Source organism: Oceaniglobus ichthyenteri, from assembly GCF_003057885.1.
GTDB classification, from domain to species: Bacteria; Pseudomonadota; Alphaproteobacteria; order Rhodobacterales; family Rhodobacteraceae; genus Oceaniglobus; species Oceaniglobus ichthyenteri.
The window spans coordinates 208623-231130 of sequence record NZ_QAGK01000001.1 but is presented as its reverse complement, the minus strand read 5'-3'; the positions used below and the strand labels follow the sequence as shown (position 1 = coordinate 231130).

The window sequence follows — 22508 nt, the reverse complement described above, 5'->3', positions numbered from 1 at the left end:
CTCATAAAGTTCTTTACAGGTTCGACTTGATATGGAACAAAGAGGCAACAAAGCAGAGCATACAAAGAAAGGGCTTACGATGCTGAAACAGATCAAAACGGTTTTTAGCCGCACTGATACGTTGCTTCAGGATTTCGCAGGTGCCTTTGCCTTGGTTGTTTTGCTGATGGTCGGGCTTTACCTTCCCGGTCTGTGATGTTGCCTCAGGTTACTTGACTGCCCTGCAATCCGTTGCACCCGCAAATGCATCCCTGTCCCCAACTCAGATGCACTGCCTCACTGTCCCTGATCCGGGTTAACGCCGGATCAACGGGTGCGTTGATCGGATTTGCCACTTGCGCCGCCATTCCCCACAGGAATGCGCGGCGTTTTTTTAGATGCCTCAGGCGCAAGCGGATTGCGCAGCACTTTCAAGGGCTTCAACCGTTGCCTCCAGCGACAGCATGATTGATGCATGGCGGTTCTTGTAATCTTTCGCAGGTTGCAGCACGCCAAGGCCGTCAAAGGGCGCGTCAGGCACGGGGCCGTCCGATTTCAGCATGGCTTTCAGTTGATCGCGCGCCATTTCAACTTCGGCGCGGGTCCGGCCGATGATGTTGGCCCCGACAACCGATGCCGCCGCTTGGCCCAGTGCGCAGGCTTTCACCTCTTGGGCATACTGCGCGATTTTACCATCGCTGAGGGTTAAAGAGACCGTCACGGTCGATCCGCACAAAGGCGAGCGCCGCCGTGCCGTGGCATCGGGATTGGCAAGCGGAGCGGTGAATGGCATATCCGCCGCCAGAGCCAGGATTCGCCCGGAATAAAGCTTGATCATATCGCTGTCAGACATCGGGCTTACGCTTTCGTTTCTTGAACCTCTGCCTTAGATAGCGTTGGAAAGACCCAAAGAAAAGGTGGCCCCATGTCGTTTGACCCCAACAGCCTGCGTTACGACGCCGCTGGCCTGATCCCGTGTATTGCGCAAGATGCTGAATCTGGCGAAGTTCTGATGATGGCCTGGATGAATGCCGCGGCGGTTGCGAAAACCCTGGAAACCGGGCGTGTTACCTACTGGTCACGCTCGCGGCAGGCATTTTGGATCAAGGGCGAAACCAGTGGCCATGTGCAACATCTGGTTGAACTGCGTCTGGATTGTGATCGCGATTGTCTGCTGGCCCAGGTGCGCCAGATCGGCCCGGCCTGTCATACCAACCGGCGGTCGTGTTTTTATACCGCGCTGCGTGACGGCGCCGAAATTGAACTGTCGTCACCCATGGTCTAGCCCCACAAGGCGGCGAATATCGGTTGGGGTCGCGCCTTCGGCCCGGTATTTTGCCAGCGCCCGCGCATCATCGCGTTTGGCAAGACGTTTGCCAGCCTCATCGCGGATCAACCGATGATGGTGGTAAATCGGGGTCGGAAGATGGAGCAGTTTCTGTAACAGAACGTGTATGCGCGTCGCTTCAAACAAATCTTCGCCGCGCACAACATGGGTAATCCCCTGCGCGGCATCGTCAACAACGACCGACAGGTGATAGGATGTCGCGATATCGCGGCGCGCGATCACGACGTCGGCGATGTCGGTGGCATATGCACTGCGCGCTGTGAATACGGTGCCACGGTGCGTCGGCCCGGTTTCTTGAAAGCTTAGGCCATGCTGATCGTCAATTCCCGCAACATTGTGATGTTTGCATAGGGCCAAAGCGTTCCGCATATCAAGCCGCAGGTGTTGCCCTTGCACCCGAGGCGGATAGGGAACGCCGCCCGGCTGTGGGGTGCATTTGCGATGACAGGCATCATGTACGGCCTCGGCCCCCTCTTGCGGAGCCTGACCAGAGAGGAGCAGATCGCGTCGGCTGCAGGCACATGGAAATAAAAGGTGACGATCCCACAGGTCATCCAAAGCAGCGACATAGGCCGATTGCCGCTGGGATTGGCGCATTGGTGGATGCGCCCAATCCAGACCAAGCCAATGCAGATCGTCGTAAATCTGCGCCTCCCATTCGGGGCGGGCGCGCTCCTGATCAATGTCCTCAATACGCAGCAGAAATATTCCACCCGCTGCCATCGCCATATCATGCGCCAAAAGCGCCGAATAGGCATGGCCCAAATGCAGCGGCCCCGTGGGCGACGGCGCAAATCGGGTAACGAACATGTCAGGCCAATGCGGGGACTGCCGCCAACCATGCCTGCCAATCTGCCTTGGCCCGGTCGGTATAAGCCTTGTATCGGTCTTTGCGTCCGCGCCGCCCCGATTTCAGACCGTCAACAGGGGGAAACAGGCCAAAATTCACATTCATTGGTTGAAACGTCTTTGCATCGGCGCCACCGGTGATATGGCTGACCAACGCGCCCATGGCGGTGGTGGCGGGCACGGGTGGCAACGACGCACCGGTGATTTCTGCCACGGCCAACCGCGCCGCAAGCAGACCCATGGCGGCGGATTCAACGTACCCTTCGACGCCGGTGATCTGCCCGGCAAAGCGAATATTCGGCCGGGACTTCAAACGCATCTGATCATCCAGCAATGTCGGAGAGTTGATGAAAGTGTTGCGATGAATGCCGCCAAGGCGCGCAAATCGCGCGTCCTGTAATCCCGGAATCATCCTTAAAACATTGGTTTGCGCGCCATACTTCATCTTGGTTTGAAAGCCGACAATATTATAAAGCGTGCCCAGTTTATTGTCGCGGCGCAACTGCACCACGGCATAGGGTTTCACATCGGGATGATGGGGGTTGGTCAGGCCAATGGGCTTCATCGGGCCAAACCGCAATGTTTCGCGGCCCCGTTCCGCCATCACTTCGATCGGCAGGCAGCCATCGAAATATCCGGCTGTTTCGCCTTCTTTGAATTCGGTTTTGTCAGCGGCCAAAAGCGCGTCGATAAAGGCCTCATATGTTGTCTTGTCCATGGGGCAATTGACGTACGCGGTGCGCTCTTCCTCGGTGTCGCCCTTGTCATAGCGTGATTGCATCCATGCCTTGGACATATCGATGCTGTCGGCATGGACGATGGGCGCAATCGCATCGAAAAACGCCAAGGCATCGGCCCCGGTTTCGGTGCGAATAGCCTCGGCCAGATTGCCCGAGGTCAGCGGGCCGGTGGCGATAATCCAATGTCCATCTTCAGGAAGTTCAACAATTTCATCATGTTGAACGGTGATCTTGTCATGTTGCATGAGCTTTGCAGTGACCGCCGCCGCGAACGGATCACGATCAACAGCCAAAGCCCCACCCGCAGGCAGGCGGTGCTGTTCGGCCATCGCCATGATGATGCCACCAGCCGCGCGCATTTCCCAATGCAAAAGCCCCACGGCATTCTGTTCATTGTCATCCGAGCGAAACGAATTTGAACACACCATTTCGGCCAGATGTCCGGTGCGATGGGCAAAGGTGGCGACGTTGGGGCGCATTTCGTGCAGCACAACATCGATCCCGGCCTGGGCGGCCTGCCACGCCGCCTCGGATCCGGCCATGCCTCCGCCGATGATGTTCAAAGTCTTGTTCATGAATGCTATTCTTCTATCGCTTCTTCATCACCCTGATCGGCGATCCAGGCAACGCTGACCACTTCTTCGCCGGCGCCTGTGTCAAACACCTTGACCCCGCCCGCACCGCGCGAGCGGAAAGAAATGCCCTCAACCGGAACGCGGATGGATTGGCCTTTTGACGTTGCCAGCATGATCTGATCGTCCAGCTCCACCGGGAATGACGCCACCAGATTGCCGCCACGCCGGGCCTTGTCCATTGCCATCACGCCCTGGCCACCACGCCCCCGAAGCGGGTAATCATGGGACGAAGACAGCTTGCCAGACCCTTTCGATGTAATGGTCAGGATCAGATCTTCGGCGGCTGACATTTCGGCGTACCGCTCTTGCGTGAAGTTCTGATCTTCGGCGGCTGCATCTTCATCATCGGTTTCGGCATCGTCGGTCAACCCAGCCATCGCACGGCGCATTTTCAGATAGGTTGTGCGCTCTTCCGGCGTCGCTTCGAAATGGCGGATGACGGCCATTGAAACCACCTCATCGCCCTTGGCCAGGCGGATACCGCGCACGCCGATCGAGGAACGCGAGTTGAAAATCCGCACTTCTTCGGCCCGGAATCGGATTGCACGGCCCAATTTTGTGACCAGCATCACGTTGTCGTCAGGGGCGGCAATGCGCACGTTTATCAGTTTGATATCAGCATCTTCGCCTTCGAACTTCATGGCGATCTTGCCGTTGCGCATTACATTGGTGAAATCCGACAACCGGTTGCGCCGCACTGTGCCCGCCGAGGTGCAGAACACCGCCTGCAACTCGTCCCATTCTTTTTCGTCGCGATCTACCGGCATGATGGCCGCGATGGAAACGCCTGTCGGAATCGGCAGGATATTCACGATCGCCTTGCCTTTGGACGTGCGCCCACCCAGCGGCAAACGCCATGTTTTCAACTTGTAAGCCATGCCATCTGTGGTGAAAAACAACAGCTGCGTATGGGTGTTGGCCACAAACAGGGTGGTGACGACGTCTTCATCCTTGGTCGACATGCCCGACAGGCCCTTGCCGCCGCGGCGTTGACTGCGAAATTCTGCCAAAGGCGTTCGTTTGATATAGCCGGTCTGGGTAATCGTCACGACCATGTCTTCTCGTTCGATCAGATCTTCGTCTTCCATGTCGCCCGACCAATCGACGATTTCCGTCCGCCGGGGCACTGCAAACTGGTCTTTCACCTCTTGCAGTTCGTTTGAAATGATTTCCATGATCCGGTCGCGCGACCTTAAGATGTCGAGGTAATCCTTTATTTTCGCGGCCAATTCTTCCAACTCATCCGTCACTTCCTTGACGCCAAGTTGGGTCAGACGTTGCAGGCGCAGTTCCAAAATCGCGCGGGCCTGTATTTCCGACAGGTTGTAGGTGCCATCATCGTTGATTGTATGGCTCGGATCATCGATCAGCCGGATGAACGGCGCGATCTCGGCAGCGGGCCAGGGGCGCTCCATCAGTTTTTGCCGTGCTTCGGCCGCATCCATGGATGCGCGTATCGTGGCGACGACCTCATCGACGTTGGAAACGGCAACCGCCAGACCACACAGGATATGACTGCGCTCGCGGGCCTTGCGCAGATCGAACGCAGTGCGGCGCGCTACAACTTCTTCGCGGAAGCTGATGAAATATGTGAGAAAATCGCGAAGCGTCAACTGTTCGGGGCGCCCGCCGTTCAGCGCCAGCATGTTGCAGCCGAACGATGTTTGCATCTGGGTAAAGCGGAACAGCTGGTTCAACACGACTTCGGGCGTTGCATCGCGTTTCAGCTCAATCACCACGCGCACGCCAACGCGATCAGACTCATCCTGAACGCTTGAGATACCTTCCAAGCGTTTGTCGCGCACCAGTTCGGCAATCTTTTCGATCATCGATGCCTTGTTCACCTGATAAGGAATTTCATCCAGAACAATGGCATAGCGGTCTTTCCTGATCTCTTCGATCCGGGTCTTGGCGCGAATGACCACGCTGCCGCGCCCTTCGGTATACGCCTTGCGCGCGCCAGAACGCCCCAGGATCAGCCCGCCGGTCGGAAAATCCGGAGCAGGGACGATCTGCATCAATTCTTCTGATGACAGGTCAGGATTTTCGATCAGGGCCAGCGTTGCATCGACCACTTCGCCCAAGTTGTGGGGCGGGATATTGGTGGCCATGCCAACCGCAATTCCGCCCGCACCATTAACCAACATGTTCGGAAACCGGGCCGGCAATACTGTCGGTTCGCGGTCTTTTCCGTCGTAGTTATCCTGAAAATTAACCGTTTCTTTTTCAATATCGGCCAACAAGAACGCGGCAGGCTTGTCCATCCGCACTTCGGTGTAACGCATGGCGGCGGCGTTATCGCCATCCATCGAGCCAAAGTTGCCCTGTCCATCCAGCAGCGGCAACGACATTGAAAAGTCTTGCGCCATTCGCACGAGGGCCTCGTAGATCGCGCTGTCGCCGTGGGGGTGATATTTACCCATCACATCGCCGACCGGCCGCGCCGATTTACGATAGGATTTATCGTGGGTGTTGCCGGTTTCATGCATCGCATACAAAATCCGCCGATGCACGGGTTTCAGACCGTCACGCAGATCGGGGATGGCACGCGAAACAATAACCGACATGGCATAATCAAGAAATGAGGTCTTCATCTCTTCGGCGATCGAAATCACCTCGCCAGTGTAAACCGGGCGTTCGGGGCCATTTTCATCATCGTTTTCAGGGGTTTCTGGGGTATCGTTCATGTTTACCGCTGCGCCCTTTGGCTGTTCTATATCTAGTTGGCGCGACTATATCCCAAGCTGCATCTAGCGTGCAATGGCTGGTGGGACTTTCGTCAAGCAGCCATCGGCGCAGAGTGATAACATACTGTTTTCATTGAAAAGTAATTATTTCATGCGATGATTTGAAAACAGGCAATCAAAAGAGGTGTCCGATGAAGATGTCTGAAACAGAAATGATGCTTAAGGGGTATGGGTTGACGACTGCAGAAATGTTCTATCGGATGCCGGATTATACAAGTGTTCTGAATACCTTTGTGTGGCAAGATTACGATCTTGCGCCCGACCATCCGCGACTGTTCAAATTCATCGAATTTTGGCGCGATGAAATCGATGGCCCGTTGCATTCGGTTCGTTTTACCCATCGCAAGATGATCGCGCCGGGCGCGTGGCGGAATGTGCAGGGTGAGTTTACGTTGCACTAGCGGGGCGTGCAGTGAACGGGCCAGGGAAGGCGCATGCCCTTGCAGGCACAAATTTATGGGGTATTTAAATACCTTAATTATAACCCATTGAAAGATAGTAATTTTATTTACCCTTACGCGATTGACTGTACCGCATAAAACCGTAAAAACACGCCATCCCGAGGTGGCGCAGGTGTGCCACGCAATTTCTCGACAGGAATCGATATGAAAACCTTTACCGCGACTCCGGCGGATATCGACAAGCAGTGGATCCTGATCGACGCCGAAGGCGTTGTTCTGGGCCGTCTTGCTTCGATCATCGCCATGCGTCTGCGCGGCAAACACAAGCCGAGCTTCACGCCAAACATGGATATGGGTGATAACGTCATCATCATCAACGCCGACAAAGTTCAGCTGACGGGCAACAAGCGCGACAAGCCGAATTACTGGCACACCGGTTACCCAGGTGGCATCAAATCGCGCACCACAGGTCAGATCCTTGAGGGGAAATTCCCCGAGCGCGTCGTCACCATGGCCGTCAAGCGGATGCTGCCCGGCGGCAAGTTGAGCCGTCAGCAAATGACCAATCTGCGCGTTTACGCAAGTGCCGATCACCCGCACGAGGCGCAAAACCCCACCGTTCTGGATGTCAAATCCATGAACAAGAAAAACACGCGGAGCGCATAAGCATGGCCGATGAAATCAAATCCTTGGATGAGCTGAACGCCGCCGTTGCCGGCAGCGATCTGGCATCCGACGTCAATGTTGGCCCCGTCCATGAGCAAGTGCGCGATGAGCTGGGCCGGTCCTATGCCACGGGCAAACGCAAAGACGCAATCGCCCGTGTATGGATCAAGCCCGGATCGGGCAAGGTTGTGGTAAATGGCCGTGATCAATCGGTTTATTTCGCCCGTCCGGTTTTGCAGATGATCCTGCGCCAGCCGTTTCAGGTGGCCGGTGTCGAAGGCCAGTTTGACGTTGTTGCAACGGTCAAGGGCGGCGGTTTGTCGGGCCAGGCCGGTGCGGTCAAGCACGGCATTTCGAAAGCTCTGCAGTTCTATGACCCATCCTTGCGTGGCGCATTGAAGGCAGCAGGTTTCCTGACCCGTGACAGCCGCGTTGTAGAGCGTAAGAAATACGGTAAGGCCAAGGCGCGTAAGAGCTTCCAGTTCTCCAAGCGCTAAGTCAGTACCGCAGAAACCATGTAAGGGCCGCCGTTTGGTGGCCCTTTTTCATGCGAGACGCGTTTTGGTAAAGATGCAATGCGGCGAGGGCGGTGAATTTCGGTTGTGTGAATACAGGCCACCCGCGGACATCAAAAATGGTGCCCGCCCGGAACCTTGCACGCGGATCAAAAGGGTTCAGCCGCGCGTGGCCTTTTCGGCAATGCCGCTGGTGCCTTCACGGTTTGCCAACTCGGCCTCGACATCGGCCAAGGTCAGATCATGGGCGGCAAGCATCACCAGCAGGTGATACATGACATCGGCCGCTTCTGATGTAAGGCGGGCGCGGTCACCTTTGATGGCTTCGATGATCGCTTCGATTGCCTCTTCGCCAAACTTCTCGGCGCATTTTTCCGGGCCTTTTGACAGCAGTTTGGCTGTCCAACTGCTGTCGGGGTCGGCGGATTTGCGGGTGGCGATGGTTGCGGCAAGACGGTTCAGCGCACTCATGTCTGACGTACCGGAATGCCGGCGGCGGCCATGTGTGCCTTGGCCTCGGCGATGGTGAAATCGCCAAAGTGAAAGATCGACGCCGCCAGAACCGCGCTGGCGCCGCCCAAGGTGACGCCTTCGACCAGGTGATCCAGCGTGCCGACGCCGCCCGAGGCGATAACAGGGATTGACACCGCATCAGATATCGCGCGGGTCAAGGGCAGATTGAAACCCGCGCGCGTGCCATCGCGATCCATTGACGTCAAAAGGATTTCACCCGCGCCCTTGGCGGCGACGGTTTTGGCAAATTCGACCGCATCAATGCCGGTTGGGCGGCGGCCGCCATGGGTGAAAATCTCCCATTTTCCGGGCGATACGGTTTTGGCGTCAATGGCGACAACGATACACTGACTGCCGAACCTGTCGGCCGATTGCGCGACGACATCGGGGTTGGCCACGGCAGCCGAGTTGAAGCTGACCTTATCGGCACCGGCCAGCAGCAATTTGCGCACATCCTCGGGCGTGCGCACGCCACCGCCCACGGTCAGCGGCATGAAACAGTGTTCGGCGGTGCGGGTGACCAGATCAAACATGGTGTCGCGATTGTCTTCGGTGGCCATGATATCAAGAAAACACAGCTCGTCCGCGCCAGCGGCATCATAGGCAATGGCCGCCTCAACAGGGTCACCCGCATCAACAAGATCGACAAAATTCACGCCTTTGACAACGCGCCCCTCGGCCACATCAAGGCAGGGGATAATCCGGATTTTCAACATTACTTCAACGCCTTGAGTGCCTGGGTTAAATCGATCGCACCGTCATACAATGCGCGGCCCGAAATTGCGCCGGAAATTACACCGGTGTCTTTCAATGCATGCAGATCGGCCATTGACGCCACACCGCCGCTGGCGATGACCGGAATTTCAGTGGCGCGGGCCAGGTCGGCGGTGGCGGTGATGTTGGGCCCTTGCATGGCGCCATCGCGGTCAATGTCGGTATAGATGATCGCGGCAACGCCTGCGTCTTCGAATTGGCGTGCCAGATCGGTCACCATCACATCGGTTTCCGTTGCCCAGCCTTTGGTGGCGACGCGCCCCTTGCGGGCATCAATGCCCACGGCCACCTGACCGGGAAAGGCGCGCGCGGCTTGACGCACCAGATCGGGGTTTTCGACAGCCACAGTGCCAAGAATAACCCGCGCCAGACCTTTTGAAAGCCAGCCCTCGATCGTGGCCATGTCGCGGATGCCACCACCCAATTGTGCGGGTACGGTGATGGCGGCAAGAATCGCCTCGACCGCGGCGGCATTCACCGGTGCCCCGGCAAAGGCGCCGTTCAGATCAACCAGATGCAACCATTCACAGCCCGCATCCTGAAACGCCAGCGCCTGTGCTGCGGGATCGTCGCCAAACACGGTCGCCTTGTCCATGTCGCCCTTGAGCAGGCGCACACATTGGCCGTCTTTCAAATCAATCGCGGGATAGAGGATCATGGCGGGGCCTTTACATAAAACGGGATTTTGACATGGCGCGATATGGCAGTTCAAGCCGCATCGCAGGTTTTGTGAGCAAGACTGAGCGCGCGGAGGCGCTGACGCGCCATTTTATATTTTGTTTGGCGCTTGGGGGTGGGTCTGTGTCTGGACTTTTAACGGTGTGGATGTGGACAGGTTGGATGCCTTCGGCGAGGATATTTGTGAAACGGAAATCAGGGGGCCCAGGACAGGAAGTTTGCGATCAGGTGCATGCCTGTGGATTGGGACTTTTCGGGGTGAAACTGCATTCCGATCCGGTTTTCCGTGCCGACGATTGCGGTGATTTTTCCGCCGTATTCGCAATGTGCCAGGCGTTGGGTCGGGTCGTCCATCTCCATCTGATAGGAGTGGACGAAGTATGCGTGTTCGCCGGTTTTTATGCCGTTGAGCACGGGGTGGGGTCTGTCGATCACCAGATCATTCCAGCCCATGTGCGGCACTTTCAAAGTTGGATCGGATGGCGTGATCCTGCGCACTTCGCCCGCGATCCAGTTCAGGCCGGGGGTGGGGTCATATTCATGGCCCATGCGGGCCATCAGTTGCATTCCGACGCAAATGCCCAAAAACGGGCGGGCCTTGGTTTCGACGGCTTCGATTAATGCCTCGTATAATGCGGCGTGGCCTTGGGCGAGGGCGGCGCGGCAGGCCGGGAATGCCCCATCCCCCGGGAGAACCACACGATCGGCGCGCGCCACGTCTTCGGGGCGCGAGGATACGATCACCTGACCGGCATCGGTTTCGCGGGCCATCCGTTGAAACGCCTTTTCGGCCGAGTGCAAATTGCCGCTGTCATAGTCGATGATAACAGTCAGCATTCACAGCGCGCCTTTGGTCGAGGGCAGGGTATCGCCCATGCGCGGATCGGGTTCGACGGCCATACGCAGGGCGCGGGCGACGGATTTGAATGTCGCCTCGGCGATGTGGTGGCTGTTTAACCCGTGAATTTTGTCGATATGCAGGGTGATCGCGCCATGGGTGGCGAGGGCTTGAAAGAATTCGCGCACCAGTTCGGTGTCGAACGTGCCGATTTTGGCGGCGGGCAGATCAACGTTCCAGATGAAAAATGCACGACCCGACAGATCGAGCGCGGTTGCGATTTGCGCATCATCCATGGCCAATTGGCACGACCCATAGCGGCGTATCCCGCGTTTATCGCCCAATGCCCGCGTCAGGGCCTGGCCAAGGGCGATGCCGGTGTCCTCGACGGTGTGGTGATCATCGATGTGCAAATCACCGGTGGCACGCACTTTTATGTCAATCATCGCATGGCGGCTGAGCTGATCGAGCATGTGATCGAAAAATCCGATGCCGGTGTCACAATCGTATTGGCCGGTGCCGTCCAGATTGACTTCGACCGAAATGTCGGTTTCGGCGGTGGTGCGGGTGATCATCGCAGTGCGCATGTGCAGGCTCCGGGTTGTGATGTGATGCCTATACGCCGCGGTGAGCGTGGTGAAAAGGGGGCAGTGCCATGGGGTTGCGCGGCGCAATCTGGCATGTTCCAGTGTGGAAAGGCCGAAAAAACTATTTGTACACGGGAATGTTTGCGTATGACATGGGAATGATTGCATACCGTATTACGCAAACGCAGGGTGCAACGTTTTTGACGTTTCAAGCGCCGTGTCCAAGCCCGGCGGGGCCGCATATGTGGAGGAACATTATGAGACAGGTTGCCTATGTAACCGGAAATATCCGCGCGGCGCCTTTCATTGGACAAAAACAATCCGCAGATGCCAAGGTCGCAAATTCCATGTGGCGCACTGGGCACAAATGACGCAGAGTTCTTCGTATAAAATTTGATAATCTGCTGCACTCTTATTGATATAAAGCGCCTCAAAAGGAGACGTAAATGAAAGACGGAACACCCGATATCGACCCCGTAGAAAGCCAGGAATGGCAAGAAGCGATTGAAGATGTTATCGCCCGTGACGGGGCGGACCGCGCGCATTTTCTGTTGGACAAAGCCGTGCAGCAGGCCCGCGCCGCCGGTGCAACGCTGCCGTTTTCGGCCACGACGCCGTATCAAAACACCATTCCCGCCGATGATCTGTTGGACGTTCCCGGCGATATGGAAATGGAAAAACGGATTCGCCGGATCACCCGTTGGAACGCCATGGCCACGGTCGTACGGCGCAACAAGGAATCATCGGAATACGGTGGGCATATCGCGTCATTCGCATCGTCGGCCTGCATGTATGATATCGGGCTGAATCACTTCTGGCGGGCGAAATCGGCGATTCACGGTGGCGATCTGGTGTTTTTTCAGGGCCATGTGGTGCCCGGCATTTACGCACGCTCGTTTATGGAGGGGCGTTTCACCGAAGAGCAGATGGAAAATTTTCGATCAGAGGTGAATGGCGGCGGCCTGTCGTCTTATCCGCACCCCTGGCTGATGCCCGACTATTGGCAGTTTCCGACTGTGTCCATGGGGTTGGGGCCGCTGATGGCGATCTATCAGGCGCGGTTCATGAAATACATGCACAACCGGGGCCATATCGACATGGCCGACCGCAAGGTGTGGGTGTTTCTGGGCGATGGCGAGATGGACGAGCCTGAATCGCTTGGCGCGATTGCATTGGCGGCGCGTGAAAAGCTGGACAACCTGATTTTCGTGGTCAACTGCAACCTGCAACGTCTGGATGGGCCGGTGCGGGGCAACGGCAAGATCGTGCAAGAGCTTGAGGGTGAATTTCGCGGCGCCGGTTGGGAAGTTCTCAAGGTATTGTGGGGCAAAGGCTGGGACGACCTGCTTGAGATGGACACGACCGGGCGGTTGCGTCAGTTGATGGATGAAACCGTCGATGGCGATTACCAAACGTTCAAATCCAAGGATGGCGCGTTCATTCGCAAGCATTTCTTCGGAAAATATCCCGAAACCGCCGCCCTTGTCGAAGATTGGACCGATGATCAGATCTGGGCCTTGCGCCGGGGCGGGCATGACCCGCAAAAGGTGTACACCGCGTTCAAACGCGCGACCGAAGTGAAGGGCCAGCCGACCTGCCTGTTGGTGAAAACCGTCAAAGGCTATGGCATGGGCAAGGCTGGTGAAGGCCAGAATACCAGTCACCAACAGAAAAAGGTGAACGAGGATCAGTTGCGCGCGATGCGCGACAGGTTTGAAATTCCGGTCTCGGACGAGGATTTGCCAAAAGCGCCGTTTATCAAGCTGAACAATGCGCAAAAGGCGTATCTGGCCGACAAACGCAAGGCACTGGGCGGTGAGTTTCCAAAACGGTTCACCGGTGCGCCCGCGTTGGAAATTCCCGAGCTGGAAAAATTCAAAGGCCAGTTGGAATCAAGCGGTGATCGTGAAATTTCCACTACGATGGCGTTTGTGCGCATTCTGACCACGCTGTTGCGCGACAAGAAAATCGGCAAGCAGATCGTGCCGATCGTGCCCGATGAAAGTCGGACATTCGGCATGGAAGGGCTGTTTCGATCTGTCGGCATTTATAATCCGCTGGGCCAGAATTATACGCCCGAAGATGCCGATCAGATGATGTTTTACAAGGAATCCACCAGCGGTCAGGTTCTTCAGGAAGGTATCAACGAGGCCGGCGCCATGGCCGATTGGATCGCGGCGGCCACGTCATATTCCAACCACGGCGTGCCGATGATTCCGTTTTACATCTATTATTCGATGTTCGGGTTCCAACGGGTTGGTGATCTGGCCTGGGCCGCCGGGGATTCGCGCGCGCGGGGTTTCATGCTGGGCGGAACGGCCGGGCGCACCACCCTGAACGGCGAAGGGTTGCAGCACCAGGATGGGCACAGCCACGTTTTGGCCAGCACCATTCCCAATTGCATCACCTACGATCCGACCTTCAGTTATGAAGTTGCGGTGATCGTGCAGCACGGGATGCAGCGGATGTATGGCGATCAGGAAGATGTGTATTTCTACATCACCTTGATGAACGAAAATTACCACCACCCCGCCATGCCGATGGGCGCGGAAGAAGGGATCATCAAAGGGCTGTATGCTGTTGAGCGGGAAAAGAAACCTGGCAAAAAGCATGTGAATTTGATGGGGTCTGGCACGATCCTGGTGCAAGCCATGGAAGCGGCGAAAATGCTGAAGGAAGATTTCGGCGTAACCTCGGATATCTGGAGCGCGACGAGTTTCAACGAACTGGCCCGCGATGGGCAGGATTGCGCCCGGTGGAACCGTCTGAACCCGCTGTCAGACCCCAAGGTGCCGTTCATCACCCAAACGTTGAAAGACGCCAAAGGCCCGATGATCATCGCCACAGATTACATGAAAAACTACGGCGAACAGGTGCGCGCGTTCATTGAACAGCCAGTGTCGATTTTGGGCACCGATGGGTTTGGGCGATCCGACAGCCGGGTGAATCTGCGCCGGTTCTTTGAGGTTGATCCAAACCACATTGCCGCGGCTGCCATGGTTGAGTTGTACAAGCTTGACGCGATCAGCAAGGCCGATTTGGAAAAGGCGCTTAAGAAATACGACATCGACGGCGACAAGCCGAACCCCCGCTTGGTGTAAGCCGAAGATATTGGAGAAAAATATGAGCATTGAAGTACAAGTACCTGATATCGGTGATTTTTCCGACGTTCCGGTGATATCCATTCTGGTATCGGTGGGCGATACCGTGGCCAAGGAAGACCCACTGATCGAGCTGGAATCAGACAAGGCGACACTGGAAGTGCCCTCATCCGCCGCCGGTGTGGTGAAAGAAATCAAGGTGTCGGAAGGCGATAAAGTATCGCAAGGCGCGCTGATTTTGATCCTTGAGGGCGAAGAGACGGGCGATGCGCCCGCCAAAGAAGCGCCCAAGGAAGAAGCCCCCAAAGAAGAACCAAAAGCCGAAGCGCCCACCAAAGAGGCCCCCGCCGCCGCGCCCGCGCCAAGTGTCACCGACAGCGGGTTTTCCAAGGCGCACGCTTCGCCTTCGGTGCGGGCGTTCGCGCGCAACCTTGGCGTCGATCTGACCAAAGTGAATGGATCGGGACGCAAGGGCCGAATCCTGCGCGAAGATATCACCGCCGCATTCAAAGGCAGCGCCGCGCCGGCGGCTGCGGGCGGGGCTGTGTCGGGCGGCATGGGCATTCCGCCGATCCCGGCGGTCGATTTCTCAAAATTCGGCCCGGTCGAAGATGTGGAAATGTCGCGGATCAAAAAGCTGTCCGGCCCCGCGCTGCACCGGTCGTGGTTGAACATTCCCCATGTCACCCACAACGAAGAGGCCGACATCACCGAGTTGGACAAATACCGCAAGGAACTGGACACCGAAGCCAAATCTGACGGCTATCGCGTGACGCTGTTGAGCTTTGTGGTCAAGGCCAGCGTTTCAGCGTTGAAAAAGTACTGGGAGTTTAACTCATCCATCCACCCCGATGGCGACAAGCTGATCAAAAAATCGTTCTATAACATCGGCTTTGCCGCCGATACGCCGAATGGTTTGATGGTTCCGGTGATCAAGGATGCCGATCGCAAAGGCATTGTCGAAATCAGCAAAGAGTTGATGGAATTGTCGGCCGCCGCGCGCGAGGGCAAGTTGAAACCGGCCGATATGCAGGGCGCGACATTCACCATCTCATCGCTGGGCGGAATTGGCGGCACTTCGTTTACCCCCATCGTCAACGCCCCCGAAGTGGCGATTTTGGGCCTGACGCGCAGCAAAATGGCGCCGGTTTGGAATGGCGAACAATTCGTGCCGCGCAACATGCTGCCGATGTCACTGTCCTATGATCACCGCGCCGTTGACGGGGCCTTGGCCGCGCGGTTCTGCGCGCATCTGAAATATCTGATGGGCGATGCCCGTCGGTTGATGCTGTAAGGGGGCGCTGACATGGATATCAAAGTACCCGACATTGGCGATTTTTCCGACGTTCCCGTTATTTCGATCTTGGTTGAGGTCGGCGATACCATCGCGCCCGAAGACCCGTTGATTGAACTGGAATCCGACAAGGCCACGCTTGAGGTGCCGTCGCCCTCGGGCGGGGTGGTCAAGGAAATCAAGGTGAAAGAGGGCGACAAGGTTTCGCAAGGCACCGTGATCATGGTGTTTGAGGGCGCCGAAGCGGCAGATCAACCCAAGACCGAAGCGCCCGCCGCGCCGGACGCCCCCAAAACCGTTGCCGCCACCGGCAGCGCCACGGGGCCGGGTGACATGCACGCCGAAGTCGTTGTTCTGGGGTCTGGGCCGGGGGGATATACCGCCGCGTTCCGGGCAGCGGATCTGGGCAAAAAGGTGATTTTGATCGAAAAATACCCCACCCTGGGCGGCGTGTGTTTGAACGTCGGCTGTATTCCGTCCAAGGCATTGCTGCACGCGGCCAAGGTGATTACCGAGGCCGAGGAAATGGACGATCACGGCATCGATTTTTCCAAACCCAAGATCAAGCTGGACAAGCTGCGCGATTGGAAAAACTCGGTTGTGTCGCAATTGACCGGCGGCTTGGCCGGATTGGCCAAGGCGCGCAAGGTGACCACGGTGCAGGGATACGGCAAATTCACCGGCCCGAACATGATTGAGGTTGAAGGCGAGGAAGGCACCAAAACCATCAGCTTTGATCAATGCATCATCGCTGCCGGGTCAGAGGCGGTGAAACTGCCATTCATCCCCCATGATGACAAGCGGGTGATCGACAGCACCGGCGCGCTGGAATTGCGCGATATTCCCGAAAAACTGTTGGTTCTGGGCGGTGGCATCATCGGGTTTGAAATGGCCACGGTGTATGACGCGCTGGGGTCGGACGTGACCGTGGTGGAATTGATGGATCAGATCATTCCGGGCTGTGACAAGGACATCATCAAGCCCTTGCAAAAGCGTATGGAAAAGCGGTTGGATGGCATTCTGCTGAAAACCAAGGTTACCGCCGTTGAGGCCCAAAAGAAGGGGCTGAAAGTCACGTTTGAGGATGACAAGGGCAAAACCTCGACTGATACGTTTGACCGGGTATTGGTGGCCGTGGGGCGCAGCCCCAATGGCAAACTGATTGATGCCGAAAAGGCCGGTGTCGCGGTGGATGATCGCGGGTTTATCGCCACTGATCACCAAATGCGCACCGGTGTGGCGCATATTTTCGCCATCGGCGATGTGGTGGGCCAACCGATGTTGGCGCACAAGGCCGTTCACGAAGGCAAGGTCGCCGCCGAAGTGGCCGCAGGCCACAAGCGCGCCTTTGATGCCAAGGTGATTCCATCGGTTGCCTATACCGACCCCGAAGTGGCCTGGGTTGGCCTGACCGAAACCGAGGCGAAGGCGAAAGGCATCAAATATGCCAAGGGCGTGTTTCCCTGGGCCGCGTCGGGGCGCAGCCTGGCCAATGGGCGCAGCGAGGGCATTACCAAACTGTTGTTCGATCCGTCCGATGACCGGGTGATCGGCGCCGCAATCGTTGGCACAAACGCCGGTGATCTGATCTCAGAGGTTGCCTTGGCCATCGAAATGGGGGCAGATGCGGTGGACTTGGGCCATACCATCCACCCGCACCCCACGTTGTCGGAAACCGTTAACTTTGCCGCAGAAATGTACGAAGGTACGATAACCGATCTGATGCCACCGAAGAAACGCCATTAAAGGATTGAATTCATGACCAAGAACCCATTCGATATGACCGAGATGTTCAAGGCTTTCGATCCGGCCGAGATGCAAAAAGCGTTTCAGCCGCAAAACATGTTTGCCATGTTTCAACCACCCCAACAGCCGCAAATGTTTGATATGGAAGGCATGATCAAGGCCAATCAGCGTAATTTCGAAGCCTTGCAAGAGGCCAATCAGGCCGCTGCCGCCACCTATAAGGATATGTTGGACAAGCAGATGGAAGTGTTCGGCACCATGACCAAACATGTGCGCGAGCAATACCAGTGGGCCGAAGACAACGCCGGTGCCGATACGTTGAAGGCCAAGCAGGAAGCGATGAACGAAGCCGTGGAAGAGGCTTTGGTGATGATGAAGAAACTGGCCGATGCAACCCGCGAGGCGAATGAGAAGGCCTATGAGCAGGTAAAGGGCCAGGTTGCAGACGCGGTTGAAGAAATCAAAAAGAAAAAGTAATCGGCTTCTTGACGCAAGATTGTTGCGCGGCCATACCGTCTATCGGAATAAATCACCACGCCTTCGGGCGTGGCTTCTAACCTTTGGGGGACATACATGCTGATCGGGACACCGAAAGAGCAGTTTGAAGGCGAACGCCGCGTTGCGTTGACGCCGGACAGCGCCAAGGCGCTGGCAAAACTGGGCCACAGCGCCTTAATCGAAAGTGGCGCGGGAGCGGCAGCCGGATTTTCCGACGCCGCCTATGCCGAGGCTGGCGTAGAGGTGGTTAAAAACGCCGGCGTCGTCTGGTCAAAGGCCGACGTGGTGGCCAAGGTGCGCCCACCCAGCGAAAGCGAAGTCGCGCAAATGCGCAGCGGCCAGACCTTGATTTCGTTCTTCAATCCGGCGGGCAATGCCGACTTGATGGAACAGGCCAAAGAACAGGGCGCATCGGTGATCGCCATGGAAATGGTGCCGCGTATTTCGCGGGCGCAAAAGATGGATGCGCTGTCCTCGATGGCCAATATCGCCGGGTATCGCGCCGTGATCGAGGCGGGCAATAACTTTGGCCGGTTCTTCACCGGTCAGGTGACCGCAGCGGGCAAAGTACCCCCCGCGAAAGTGTTGGTGATTGGCGCCGGTGTGGCCGGTCTGGCCGCCATCGGCACGGCAACATCGCTGGGTGCGATCACCTATGCATTTGATGTACGCCCCGAAGTGGCCGAACAGATCGAATCCATGGGGGCCGAGTTTGTATTCCTGGATTTCGAAGAATCGAGCCAGGACTCGGCCGCAACCGGCGGGTATGCCGCCCCCTCCAGCCCCGAATTTCGTGAAAAGCAATTGGCGAAATTCCGCGAAATGGCACCCGAAATCGACATTGTCATCGCAACCGCCCTGATTCCCAACCGCGAAGCGCCCGAATTGTGGACGCCCGACATGGTTGCGATGATGAAACCGGGGTCTGTAATCGTGGATCTCGCGGCGGAAAAGGGCGGCAACTGTAAACTGACCGTGCCCGATGAAAAGATTGTCACCGACAATGGTGTGACCATTGTGGGATATACCGATTTTCCATCGCGCATGGCGGCCCAGGCCAGCACGCTGTATTCCACCAACATCCGCCACATGCTGACCGATCTGACGCCCGACAAGGACGGCAAGATCAATCACAACATGGAAGATGACGTGATCCGCGGTGCAACCGTTACGCACCAGGGTGAAATCACCTATCCACCACCCCCGCCCAAGGTGGCGGCGATTGCGGCGGCGCCGAAAAAAGACAAACCAAAAGAACTGACTGCCGAGGAAAAGAAGGCCAAAGAAGTGGCCGATTTCAAGGCGGCGACCAAATCGCAGGTCGGTCTGTTGGTGATCGGTGGTGTGATCATGGCGATCATCGGTGCCTTTGCTCCGGCCAGTTTCATGCAGCATTTCATCGTGTTTGCCTTGGCCTGTTTCATCGGTTTCCAGGTGATCTGGGGTGTCGCACACAGTTTGCACACACCGCTGATGGCAATCACAAACGCCATTTCGGGCATCGTGATCGTCGGCGCATTGCTGCAAATCGGGTCGGGCAACATGCTGGTTGTGCTGCTGAGCCTGGTTTCCGTGCTGATTGCATCAATCAATATCGTGGGTGGTTTTCTGGTGACGCGCCGGATGCTTGCCATGTTCCAGAAATCCTGAGGAGGCGATCATGGGAGTAGGAATCCAATCCGCGGCCTATATCGCCGCATCGGTACTGTTCATTCTGTCGCTGGGCGGTCTGAAAAATCAGGAAAGCGCCAAGCGCGCGATCTATTATGGCATTGTCGGCATGGCCTTGGCCGTGATCGCCACGGTTTTCGGGCCGGGCGTGCAGAATATCGCGCTGATCCTTGTCGCAATTGCGGCCGGATCGTTTGCCGGTGTTTACATCGCGGGCAAGGTGCAAATGACCGACATGCCGCAACTTGTGGCAGCCTTGCACAGCTTTGTTGGTTTGGCGGCGGTATTTATCGGGCTGAATGCCGATATCATGCTGGGGTCGGTCACGGCGTTGCGTGACAGCGGCGTCAATCTGGCCGAGGCTGATTTGACCGGTTTTGGCGAACGTTTGTGGGCCAAGGATGCGGTTGAAATCGCCATTCTCAAGGTTGAGGTGTTTTTGGGCATCTTTATCGGTGCTGTCACCTTTACCGGGTCGGTCATTGCCTTTGGCAAACTGGCGGGCAAGGTGTCAGGGTCGCCCAAACAGTTGCCCGGTGGGCATATGTTGAACGCGGCGGCGTTGGCCATCTGTGTGATCCTGGGGATCATGTATTTCAATGGCGCGGGCATCTGGACCATGGTTTTGGTCACCATAATAGCCGGATTCATCGGCTGGCATCTGATCATGGGGATTGGCGGCGCGGATATGCCCGTGGTTGTTTCCATGCTCAACAGTTATTCGGGCTGGGCGGCGGCGGCGATCGGCTTTACCTTGGGCAACGATCTTTTGATCGTAACCGGGGCATTGGTTGGGTCATCGGGCGCGATCCTTTCGTACATCATGTGCAAGGCGATGAACCGCAAGTTTGTGTCGGTGATTTTGGGCGGCTTTGGCGGCACGTCGGGGCCACAAATGCAGGTTGAGGGCGAACAAATCGCCATCGATGCCGATGGTGTGGCCAGCGCGCTGGACGATGCCGACAGCATCGTGATCATCCCCGGATACGGCATGGCCGTGGCCCAGGCCCAACAGTCGGTGAGCGAGCTGACCAAGCGGTTGCGCGCCAAAGGCAAAACCGTGCGCTTTGCCATTCACCCGGTTGCCGGGCGTTTGCCGGGCCACATGAACGTGCTGTTGGCCGAGGCGCGCGTGCCTTACGACATCGTGTTGGAAATGGATGAAATCAACGATGATTTCCCGACAACCGACGTGGCCATCGTGATTGGGTCAAACGACATCGTGAACCCCGCCGCCCAAGACGACCCAAACAGCCCGATTGCCGGGATGCCGGTTCTGGAAGTCTGGAAAGCCAAACAGGTGTTCGTAAGTAAACGTGGTCAGGGCACCGGATATTCGGGCATCGAAAACCCGTTGTTTTTCAAGGAAAACACACGGATGTTTTATGGTGATGCCAAGAAATCTTTGGATGAGCTTCTGACAAAAATCGATTGAGACGACGCGTTTCAATCAGCACAGACTAAAACGGCCCCGGTGTTTGTTCACCGGGGCCGTTTTTTTCGCCCCGCCTGCCGGGTACGCCTGTCAGATTGTTACCGGAGCGGATTTCACAAGGAACAGTCCACCGATCAATCGCCGCGCCAACAGTTCAACCAGGATCAACGACAGGACCAGTCCGGTCGTGACCGCCGTGGCGATCCCGATCCAGACGCCCCAATATCCCAGATCCAAAACCACCACGAACAGCCAGGCAAACAGTGCCACGCCGATGCCTTGGCGGTATATCCCGACCCAAAGTGTGTAGATCGGTTTTTTGAACGCTTGCAGCAGCGAATTGATGGCAAACAGCATCACATAAACCGGCAGGATAAAGCCATCGACGTGCAAATAGCTTTTGCCGATTTCGATAACATCCGCGTCGTCGGTAAAGATGGCCAGGGCCGGGCCGGCCGCAAACCACAAGACACAGGCCGCGCCCAACATCAGGATCACGCCCGCCTTGAAACAGAACATCGCCGCCTCGCGCACGCGGTCATAATGCCGTGCGCCGAAGTTTTGCGATGCAATCGGGAGCAACGCGCCCGTTAGACCAAAGGCGGGCAACAACAGCAATTGCTCAATCCGCAAAGCCACGCCATATGCCGCCACCGCCGATCCGCCGAACCCTTTCAGAAAATATTGTACGACAAACCCGGCCACCATCATCACGATCATCGCAAAACTGGCCGGAAGCGCCTGTGCCGTGATCTCTGTCATCACGGCCAACCGGGGTTTGTACACACGTTTGCCCTGCATTGCGTCCGATCCGAACACCCGCCACAGGATAAATACCATCACCCCACTTTGGCTGATCAGCGTGCTCAGGGCGATGCCGTTGAACCCGATTCCATCCCACGGGCCAATGCCGAAAATGAATACCGGATTCAGGATGATATTGCCAAAGAACGCCCCGATATTGGCGTAAAGCATGGATTTGGTGTCGCCCTGCGCGGTTAAAATTCCGTTGGCGCCAAAGGCAATCAGAAACGCAGGCGCGGCGAACACCAACAGGTCAAGGTATTGATTGGCGGCATCGCGGTAATCGCCCGGCTCGGAAATGACCGAAATCAGGGCGGGCGACAAAAACCAGCCCAGGATCACGCCCAAAACCGAAACGATCACTGCAAAACTCAAGCCCTGAGAGGCAATCACCGATTCCTTTCCCGAAGTTTCCCCCAAGGCATTGCCAACCAATGCGCCCATGGCCGTGGACAGGCCAAACCCAAGGGCAATGAGAACAAAGAACACCTGAAAAGATATCGCCAGCCCGGCCTGGGCATCGGTGCTGATCATTCCCGCGAAATAGACATCAACGACGTTATATAGCGTGGTGAACACCATGCCGATCGCTGTTGGAATTGCCAGCGCGCGAAAATGCGCCGGAATGGAGCCTTTGGTAAGATCGCGCCGTGCCATGAAAACCTCTGTATGATTGACGGTGACCTTAG

20 protein-coding genes are annotated in these 22508 nt (G+C 56.8%); 10 read left to right on the top strand and 10 right to left on the bottom strand.

Going from position 1 to position 22508, the window contains the following annotated elements:
• Positions 1 to 382 precede the first annotated feature (382 nt).
• Entirely contained in the window at positions 383 to 832 is a 450-nt protein-coding gene (locus C8265_RS01020; RefSeq protein ID WP_108482110.1) for an iron-sulfur cluster assembly scaffold protein, read from the bottom strand.
• A gap of 72 nt (positions 833 to 904) precedes the next feature.
• On the opposite strand from C8265_RS01020, the gene hisI reads away from it, so the two are divergent.
• Positions 905 to 1264: a phosphoribosyl-AMP cyclohydrolase gene (gene hisI / locus C8265_RS01015; protein ID WP_108482109.1), complete on the top strand. Its 360-nt coding sequence runs from the start codon at positions 905 to 907 to the stop codon at positions 1262 to 1264.
• Here the strand turns inward: hisI and gluQRS are convergent.
• The 3 genes from gluQRS to gyrA are packed head-to-tail and all read right to left on the bottom strand — an operon-like array spanning position 1250 to position 6238.
• Positions 1250 to 2137 carry a tRNA glutamyl-Q(34) synthetase GluQRS gene (gluQRS, locus tag C8265_RS01010; protein ID WP_108482108.1) on the bottom strand — a complete coding sequence of 296 codons (888 nt, stop codon included), beginning with the start codon at positions 2135 to 2137 and terminating at the stop codon, positions 1250 to 1252. The genes hisI and gluQRS overlap by 15 nt on opposite strands.
• Position 2138: 1 nt before the next feature.
• Positions 2139 to 3491, bottom strand: coding sequence for a methylenetetrahydrofolate--tRNA-(uracil(54)-C(5))-methyltransferase (FADH(2)-oxidizing) TrmFO (trmFO, locus tag C8265_RS01005; protein WP_108482107.1), 1353 nt, complete (start codon positions 3489 to 3491; stop codon positions 2139 to 2141).
• 5 nt (positions 3492 to 3496) lie between these two features.
• Entirely contained in the window at positions 3497 to 6238 is a 2742-nt protein-coding gene (gyrA, locus tag C8265_RS01000; protein ID WP_108482106.1) for a DNA gyrase subunit A, read from the bottom strand.
• Positions 6239 to 6429: 191 nt separating this feature from the next.
• Here gyrA and C8265_RS00995 point away from each other — a divergent pair, with 191 nt between their 5' ends.
• The 3 genes from C8265_RS00995 (at position 6430) to rpsI (ending at position 7862) form a co-directional block, all read left to right on the top strand.
• Positions 6430 to 6699, top strand: a complete 270-nt coding sequence (locus C8265_RS00995) for an usg protein (protein ID WP_108482105.1) — start codon at positions 6430 to 6432, stop codon at positions 6697 to 6699.
• Between the two features lie 204 nt (positions 6700 to 6903).
• Positions 6904 to 7365, top strand: coding sequence for a 50S ribosomal protein L13 (gene rplM, locus C8265_RS00990; protein WP_108482104.1), 462 nt, complete (start codon positions 6904 to 6906; stop codon positions 7363 to 7365).
• A gap of 2 nt (positions 7366 to 7367) precedes the next feature.
• A complete protein-coding gene (gene rpsI, locus C8265_RS00985; RefSeq protein WP_108482103.1) occupies positions 7368 to 7862 on the top strand; it encodes a 30S ribosomal protein S9 in 495 nt (164 codons plus the stop codon).
• Positions 7863 to 8039: 177 nt separating this feature from the next.
• Here the strand turns inward: rpsI and C8265_RS00980 are convergent, their stop codons facing one another.
• From C8265_RS00980 to hisB, 5 genes are all read right to left on the bottom strand, one after another.
• Positions 8040 to 8351 carry a phosphoribosyl-ATP diphosphatase gene (locus C8265_RS00980; RefSeq protein ID WP_108482102.1) on the bottom strand — a complete coding sequence of 104 codons (312 nt, stop codon included), beginning with the start codon at positions 8349 to 8351 and terminating at the stop codon, positions 8040 to 8042.
• The gene (hisF, locus tag C8265_RS00975) at positions 8348 to 9109 is read right to left on the bottom strand and encodes an imidazole glycerol phosphate synthase subunit HisF (protein WP_108482101.1); all 762 of its coding nucleotides are present in this window, start codon (positions 9107 to 9109) and stop codon (positions 8348 to 8350) included. Before hisF ends, C8265_RS00980 begins: the two co-directional genes overlap by 4 nt.
• Entirely contained in the window at positions 9109 to 9825 is a 717-nt protein-coding gene (hisA, locus tag C8265_RS00970; protein WP_108482100.1) for a 1-(5-phosphoribosyl)-5-[(5-phosphoribosylamino)methylideneamino]imidazole-4-carboxamide isomerase, read from the bottom strand. Before hisA ends, hisF begins: the two co-directional genes overlap by 1 nt.
• Before the next feature lie 215 nt (positions 9826 to 10040).
• Positions 10041 to 10682: an imidazole glycerol phosphate synthase subunit HisH gene (gene hisH, locus C8265_RS00965; protein WP_108482099.1), complete on the bottom strand. Its 642-nt coding sequence runs from the start codon at positions 10680 to 10682 to the stop codon at positions 10041 to 10043.
• Entirely contained in the window at positions 10683 to 11270 is a 588-nt protein-coding gene (gene hisB / locus C8265_RS00960) for an imidazoleglycerol-phosphate dehydratase HisB (RefSeq protein WP_108482098.1), read from the bottom strand. It abuts the gene before it with no gap.
• Positions 11271 to 11716: 446 nt separating this feature from the next.
• Between hisB and aceE the strand changes: the two genes are divergently transcribed.
• The 6 genes from aceE to C8265_RS00925 all read left to right on the top strand — a co-directional run bounded on the left by aceE (position 11717) and on the right by C8265_RS00925 (position 21015).
• Positions 11717 to 14371: a pyruvate dehydrogenase (acetyl-transferring), homodimeric type gene (aceE, locus tag C8265_RS00950; RefSeq protein WP_108482096.1), complete on the top strand. Its 2655-nt coding sequence runs from the start codon at positions 11717 to 11719 to the stop codon at positions 14369 to 14371.
• 22 nt (positions 14372 to 14393) lie between these two features.
• Entirely contained in the window at positions 14394 to 15665 is a 1272-nt protein-coding gene (aceF, locus tag C8265_RS00945) for a dihydrolipoyllysine-residue acetyltransferase (protein WP_240610935.1), read from the top strand.
• Positions 15666 to 15677: 12 nt separating this feature from the next.
• Positions 15678 to 17411 carry a dihydrolipoyl dehydrogenase gene (lpdA, locus tag C8265_RS00940; RefSeq protein ID WP_108482095.1) on the top strand — a complete coding sequence of 578 codons (1734 nt, stop codon included), beginning with the start codon at positions 15678 to 15680 and terminating at the stop codon, positions 17409 to 17411.
• Between the two features lie 12 nt (positions 17412 to 17423).
• Entirely contained in the window at positions 17424 to 17888 is a 465-nt protein-coding gene (locus tag C8265_RS00935; protein WP_108482094.1) for a hypothetical protein, read from the top strand.
• 96 nt (positions 17889 to 17984) lie between these two features.
• Positions 17985 to 19559: a Re/Si-specific NAD(P)(+) transhydrogenase subunit alpha gene (locus C8265_RS00930; RefSeq protein WP_108482093.1), complete on the top strand. Its 1575-nt coding sequence runs from the start codon at positions 17985 to 17987 to the stop codon at positions 19557 to 19559.
• Between the two features lie 10 nt (positions 19560 to 19569).
• Entirely contained in the window at positions 19570 to 21015 is a 1446-nt protein-coding gene (locus tag C8265_RS00925; protein WP_108482092.1) for an NAD(P)(+) transhydrogenase (Re/Si-specific) subunit beta, read from the top strand.
• 90 nt (positions 21016 to 21105) lie between these two features.
• Here C8265_RS00925 and C8265_RS00920 read toward each other — a convergent pair whose 3' ends face one another.
• Entirely contained in the window at positions 21106 to 22476 is a 1371-nt protein-coding gene (locus C8265_RS00920; protein WP_108482091.1) for an MATE family efflux transporter, read from the bottom strand.
• Positions 22477 to 22508 lie beyond the last annotated feature (32 nt).

What these genes read in the sequence shown, in the direction of transcription:
- C8265_RS01020 (WP_108482110.1), bottom strand. Translation starts at nt 832, where the DNA reads ATGTCTGACAGCGATATGATCAAGCTTTATTCCGGGCGAATCCTGGCT.
- hisI (WP_108482109.1), top strand. Translation starts at nt 905, where the DNA reads ATGTCGTTTGACCCCAACAGCCTGCGTTACGACGCCGCTGGCCTGATC.
- gluQRS (WP_108482108.1), bottom strand. Translation starts at nt 2,137, where the DNA reads ATGTTCGTTACCCGATTTGCGCCGTCGCCCACGGGGCCGCTGCATTTG.
- trmFO (WP_108482107.1), bottom strand. Translation starts at nt 3,491, where the DNA reads ATGAACAAGACTTTGAACATCATCGGCGGAGGCATGGCCGGATCCGAG.
- gyrA (WP_108482106.1), bottom strand. Translation starts at nt 6,238, where the DNA reads ATGAACGATACCCCAGAAACCCCTGAAAACGATGATGAAAATGGCCCC.
- C8265_RS00995 (WP_108482105.1), top strand. Translation starts at nt 6,430, where the DNA reads ATGAAGATGTCTGAAACAGAAATGATGCTTAAGGGGTATGGGTTGACG.
- rplM (WP_108482104.1), top strand. Translation starts at nt 6,904, where the DNA reads ATGAAAACCTTTACCGCGACTCCGGCGGATATCGACAAGCAGTGGATC.
- rpsI (WP_108482103.1), top strand. Translation starts at nt 7,368, where the DNA reads ATGGCCGATGAAATCAAATCCTTGGATGAGCTGAACGCCGCCGTTGCC.
- C8265_RS00980 (WP_108482102.1), bottom strand. Translation starts at nt 8,351, where the DNA reads ATGAGTGCGCTGAACCGTCTTGCCGCAACCATCGCCACCCGCAAATCC.
- hisF (WP_108482101.1), bottom strand. Translation starts at nt 9,109, where the DNA reads ATGTTGAAAATCCGGATTATCCCCTGCCTTGATGTGGCCGAGGGGCGC.
- hisA (WP_108482100.1), bottom strand. Translation starts at nt 9,825, where the DNA reads ATGATCCTCTATCCCGCGATTGATTTGAAAGACGGCCAATGTGTGCGC.
- hisH (WP_108482099.1), bottom strand. Translation starts at nt 10,682, where the DNA reads ATGCTGACTGTTATCATCGACTATGACAGCGGCAATTTGCACTCGGCC.
- hisB (WP_108482098.1), bottom strand. Translation starts at nt 11,270, where the DNA reads ATGCGCACTGCGATGATCACCCGCACCACCGCCGAAACCGACATTTCG.
- aceE (WP_108482096.1), top strand. Translation starts at nt 11,717, where the DNA reads ATGAAAGACGGAACACCCGATATCGACCCCGTAGAAAGCCAGGAATGG.
- aceF (WP_240610935.1), top strand. Translation starts at nt 14,394, where the DNA reads ATGAGCATTGAAGTACAAGTACCTGATATCGGTGATTTTTCCGACGTT.
- lpdA (WP_108482095.1), top strand. Translation starts at nt 15,678, where the DNA reads ATGGATATCAAAGTACCCGACATTGGCGATTTTTCCGACGTTCCCGTT.
- C8265_RS00935 (WP_108482094.1), top strand. Translation starts at nt 17,424, where the DNA reads ATGACCAAGAACCCATTCGATATGACCGAGATGTTCAAGGCTTTCGAT.
- C8265_RS00930 (WP_108482093.1), top strand. Translation starts at nt 17,985, where the DNA reads ATGCTGATCGGGACACCGAAAGAGCAGTTTGAAGGCGAACGCCGCGTT.
- C8265_RS00925 (WP_108482092.1), top strand. Translation starts at nt 19,570, where the DNA reads ATGGGAGTAGGAATCCAATCCGCGGCCTATATCGCCGCATCGGTACTG.
- C8265_RS00920 (WP_108482091.1), bottom strand. Translation starts at nt 22,476, where the DNA reads ATGGCACGGCGCGATCTTACCAAAGGCTCCATTCCGGCGCATTTTCGC.